General features: G+C 38.8%; 6 protein-coding genes. 5 read left to right on the top strand and 1 reads right to left on the bottom strand.

Annotated elements, in window-relative coordinates; all coding sequences use genetic code 11:
• Nucleotides 1-365 precede the first annotated feature (365 nt).
• Genes PF479_RS11565 through PF479_RS11555 form a run of 4 tightly spaced genes read left to right on the top strand, consistent with a single transcriptional unit; the run spans nucleotide 366 to nucleotide 3,303 of the window.
• Nucleotides 366-1,520, top strand: coding sequence for a peptidase dimerization domain-containing protein (locus tag PF479_RS11565; protein WP_298006573.1), 1,155 nt, complete (start codon nucleotides 366-368; stop codon nucleotides 1,518-1,520).
• Between the two features lie 4 nt (nucleotides 1,521-1,524).
• Nucleotides 1,525-1,914 (top strand): glycosyltransferase, encoded by a 390-nt coding sequence (locus tag PF479_RS20815; protein ID WP_367277233.1) that lies wholly within the window; start codon nucleotides 1,525-1,527, stop codon nucleotides 1,912-1,914.
• A 39-nt stretch (nucleotides 1,915-1,953) separates the two neighbouring features.
• The gene (locus tag PF479_RS20810) at nucleotides 1,954-2,502 is read left to right on the top strand and encodes a hypothetical protein (protein ID WP_367277232.1); all 549 of its coding nucleotides are present in this window, start codon (nucleotides 1,954-1,956) and stop codon (nucleotides 2,500-2,502) included.
• The gene (locus PF479_RS11555) at nucleotides 2,503-3,303 is read left to right on the top strand and encodes an ATP-binding cassette domain-containing protein (RefSeq protein WP_298006570.1); all 801 of its coding nucleotides are present in this window, start codon (nucleotides 2,503-2,505) and stop codon (nucleotides 3,301-3,303) included.
• Here PF479_RS11555 and PF479_RS11550 read toward each other — a convergent pair.
• Complete coding sequence (locus PF479_RS11550; protein WP_298006567.1) at nucleotides 3,300-3,725, bottom strand: septum formation initiator family protein; 426 nt, start codon at nucleotides 3,723-3,725, stop codon at nucleotides 3,300-3,302. The two genes, PF479_RS11555 and PF479_RS11550, sit on opposite strands and share 4 nt — an antisense overlap.
• A 159-nt stretch (nucleotides 3,726-3,884) precedes the next feature.
• Between PF479_RS11550 and PF479_RS11545 the strand changes: the two genes are divergently transcribed.
• Nucleotides 3,885-4,843 (top strand): hypothetical protein (locus PF479_RS11545; protein ID WP_298006564.1); only part of this gene is annotated, 959 nt, incomplete at its 3' end.

Here is a 4,843-nt window from a genome sequence, read left to right as displayed (position 1 = left end):
GTGCAGCACATATTGATCATCCCGAACAAAGTTTGCTATTCGATCACCCTGTATATTTGAAAAAGGCATAGGAGAATCAATTTTACTTTCTCCTATTTTTTTGATTCTAAAATCAAATCCACTATTCACAGAACCCTCCCTTATAAATATTCGTTTGAGTTTATTTGTTTTTCTAAAAAAATTATTAATATCCTTTTAAAGAAATGATACTATCATTATAAAGAAAATGAAAAGAGTGTACAATCTTTTATCCTGGAAAACAGAGCATGACCGAGGTTTCATATATTTTAACACTCTTTATTTGCAGTTTCTCCGAGATTCTCTATAATAAAATATATATACAACATTAATTGTCAGGAAAAAATATGAACAAAAGCTGCGAAGAGATTCTGGAATATCTTCCTGAATATGAAGCCCAGGTTGAAAAGTTCAAAGAAAGCCTTCTAACAAACTTGATCATGCTAAGTGAAATACCGGCACCCACTTTTGAAGAACAGGAAAGAAACAGGTTTCTATTGAATCGCTTCACTGAATACAATCTTCTGAACTGTTCTGAAGATGAGAAAGGAAATGCTCTGGGCATTATTCCAGGAAATTCAAGGGATAGTCATATCCTGGTTGTCGCTCATCTGGACACAATCTTCCCCTCAAACGTGGATCATACCATCACGGTCCAGCCGGATAAAGTAATCGGACCGGGAGTCGGAGATAACGGTTTGGGATTGGCGACTCTCGCGACTCTTCCTATGATCCTGGAGAAATTGGACATAAAATTTGAATCAAACTTGATCCTTATGGGATCGTCCCGAAGTCTGGGGCATGGAGATATCGAAGGACTCCGCTTTTTTTTAGATAATTTTAAGAAACCAATAACTGCTGGAATTTGTATTGAAGGCGTCAAGCTGGGCCGCTTGAGTTATTCTTCCATTGGAATGCTGAGGGGCGAACTCAAATATCAGGTTCCCGAAGAATATGACTGGACCAGATTCAGTTCTGTTGGAGCCATTGTCAATATGAATGAACTGATCAATAAGATTCTAGAGATTCCCCTGCCGCGGAAACCAAAGACCAGTATCATGCTGGGTTCTATTCGTGGCGGTACATCCTACAATACAATACCCACGAAAGCCTCATTAAAGTTTGAAATACGCAGTGAATCAGATGAGATGGTAGAAGATATAGCCATCTGCATCCGTTCACTGGCTGAAGAAATGACATCCATGACTGGAGCAATGGTTGAATTTGTTGAAATGGCAAGAAGAAAACCGGGGGGAACTCAGTTTTCTCATTCCCTGAATAAGACCAGCAGGGCCATATTAGAACATCTGGGAGTCACACCCCGACTGTCTCCCAGTACTTCTGAGCTTTCTGCTTTTATTGATAAGAATATCCCCGCCGTAACAATAGGTTTAACAAATGGTGAGCGTCTTGGAGAGCTGGACGAAATGATTCAGATAGAACCCATGAAGAAAGGGATTGCTCAATTAATAGCACTGCTTCAAGCAGTAGATCGGGGGTAATGCAGTGAAAATTAATTCTTGGCTTAAAGACAACACATATCATCATTCAAACTTTGAAGACCTTAAGGAACTGATTGAAGAAAAAGAAAAACAGGGTTTGACCATCTCCCTTTGTATCCCCACTCTCAATGAGGAAAAAACAATCGGGAAAGAAATCGTCATGTTCAAATCAGAACTGATGAACAGATATCCCCTTCTGGACGAACTGGCAGTCATTGATTCTGGTTCGGATGATAGGACTTTGGAGATTGCTGCCGCATTTGGTGCTGATACCTATCTGGCCGCAGATATCCTCCCAAATCTCGAACCCATGAGAGGAAAAGGTGAAAATCTCTGGAAGGCAATCTATCAGTTGAAAGGCGATATCATCGTGTATATTGATGCTGATATTTAAAATATTCACCCTCGATTTGTCTATGGAATGGTCGGTCCCTTGATAAAAAGGCCGGAAGTACAGTATGTAAAAGCTTTTTATGATCGCCCCTTAGCCTTTTCTGACAGCATACGGCCTTCTGGAGGAGGCAGGGTTACTGAAATACTGACTCGTCCTCTCTTTTCTCTGTTCTTTCCTGAATTAACCGGAATCATTCAGCCATTGTCCGGAGAATATGCCGTAAGGAGAGAAGTTCTGGAAAGCATACCTTTCCCAATCGGTTACGGTGTTGAAACTTCACACATCCTGGATGTCTATCATAAGTTCGGTATGAGTGGTTTTGCACAGACGGACCTGGACCAGAGGGTTCATAGGAATCAGACAACTAGAGCTCTTGGAAAAATGTCATTCGGAATTCTACAGACATTCCTGAACAGATTGCTCCAATATGGGATGATTCAGAAAATTGACGATTTGCCAACAATTTTCCGACAGTTCCAGGTAAAAGATGAAATCTTCGAATCTGTCGAATTTAACATTCCCGAAGCAGAACGACCTCCCATGAATACGATACCTGAATACCAGAAACTGAATCATGGGAAAAAATAAATGATAAAATTTAAGAATGTGAATTTCAGATATGAGGATTCTGATAGACCTGTTTTTTCAGATTTAAATCTGAATCTTCCCAGTGGTATGACGACGCTGGTTGGTCAAAACGGCACGGGAAAAAGTACTTTCCTGCACTTGGCTGGAGGACGGCTGATACCTGATTCTGGTACTGTGACGGTGAATGACCTCGATACCGATCAGATGACCGATGAAGAGAGCAGAAATCATCTTATCTCATTTATCTATCAGAACATGGAATTTGAAACGGATGAAAAAATTGGAGACCTGCTTCCCTTTGTTTTTGATCAGGGATCTCATGAAGATGATTCAATTATTAATGAAATCGTTTCTGCACTGGAATTGACTGATTGCCTTGGAAGAAAGTACCAGGAAAACAGCAAAGGAGATATGCAGAAAATATCCATTGCCTTCAGTCTTCTCTTTGGTTCACCCTACATCATGATGGATGAACCTGTTTTTGCTATGGAGCATCGTTGGAAAGAGGCAATTCTTGATTATCTGAAGGATTATACTCAGAAAAATGGTAATTCCCTTTATTATTCGATTCATGAACTTGATCTTTCGTTGAAATATTCTGATAACGCAATACTTTTCAATAAAGACCACTCCTTGATTATGGGACCAGCATCAAATGTATTGAAAAGAGAGTATCTTGAAGAAGCCTATCAGGTACCCATGAAGCTGCTCTATCAGAGAGAAAATCTATTTCGGGAACATCTTGAGAAACCAGTGAATATTAACAAACTTCGGGGGCAGGATGTTAAAATTCTGGATTAAACAGATGTATTTCTTTTCCTCTCAGATATAAATGCCAAAAATGATCCACTAAGGAAAATGATAAAAGCGATCCATTTGAAAATCTGTTCTGGAGTATCAATCTTCTGTTCAAGGTGGAGTATTTTGCCTACATCCTGTTGTGAGCCGGAAAGCCCGCTGATATTCATAAACAATATTTTTTCATGTTCTTTGATAAAACCAAGATTCCTAGACTGAATGGCAATGCGTTCGGGATCGCTGCCAAGAGAATTCAGGTCCTCATTGAGCTGTAAATTGATTTGATTCAACTCATAGAGATTGTGTTCCAGCTGGGTTTGGATACTTTCCATTTTTTTTATGGACTGGATACCTGATTTTCCCCAGAAAAAACAAAGAATTGTATAAATAATGAGGGCTGCCATTAAGGGCCAATAAAACTTCATATTGATCATATTTATGATTTACGGATAATCTGGAAAAACCTTAACACCATACCGGCATAATCTGCTAAAATACGTTAAAATGATTGTTATATTCAACTTTTCAAGTTGGGTTTCCGATAATACATTAAAGGTTTATTATTCTGGATACAGGAGCAGTAAATGACCAGGGAAATAGATGACAAAAATGGTGAACTAGAAAATTACGGTACATGGGTCAAAAGAGATCTCAAAGACTCCGCCGTAGTTGTTTCAAAATCTGTTTCAATTGAAGAGGAAAGTCTGGATGATTTAAACTTTGATGACCTGGATATGGACATTAATGAATCTGATATGGATGACTTTAACCTGGATGATGAATTAACAGAGAGTGATAGTACACAGAATTTTATTGATCTTAATGATGATATGATGGATACAGATAAAGAATATGATCTTCCTGATCTCGATGATTTTGGTGATGATTTGATTTCACCCGAAGAAGAGGATGAATTGATATCAATGTCTGAGGATAACTGGTCACCCGATGAAAATCTGGAAGAAGCACCTTGGGATGTCGAGGATTCTGCTATTGATATAGATAAAGAAGACATAGAAGCTGCTGATGATTTTATGGTTGATCATAATTTGGAAATCTCTTCAAAAGATTCAGAATCGGAAGATGACATTTTGTCTCCTTCTCCAGCAGCCACTACGTCCCATTCTGAACAGACTTATAGCCTTGTTGAAAAACAAACAGAATTGCTTGGTAAAATCGATCAGGAATTATCAACAATAAAAAATGAAATACAGGATATCCGTAATCAACTTATCAATCGTCCTTTATCTCAAAGGGCAGTCAATGATGAGACTGATGACGGGAGTGCCGGCGGATTTTTTGATGAAGATGATGATGAGTCAATCGTTTTAACAGGTGATGAACTTGATAATATCTTTAATACAGCAGAAATGACTGTTGAAGGTATTGAGAACAATGACTTGGACCAGGAAGACCCGGGTCTCTCGATTCTATCTGAGCCGGAAAATCATGATTTTGAATTAGATGATTTGTCTCTTGATTCTGATGAGCTCTCATTGGACGAAGATGAATTGACTCTTGATTCTGATGCGCTCTCTTTAGA

The organism is Oceanispirochaeta sp. (genome assembly GCF_027859075.1).
Lineage (GTDB): Bacteria > Spirochaetota > Spirochaetia > DSM-2461 > DSM-2461 > Oceanispirochaeta.
Note: the sequence above shows the minus strand (reverse complement) of the source record. Positions and strands in the feature narration are given on the sequence as shown.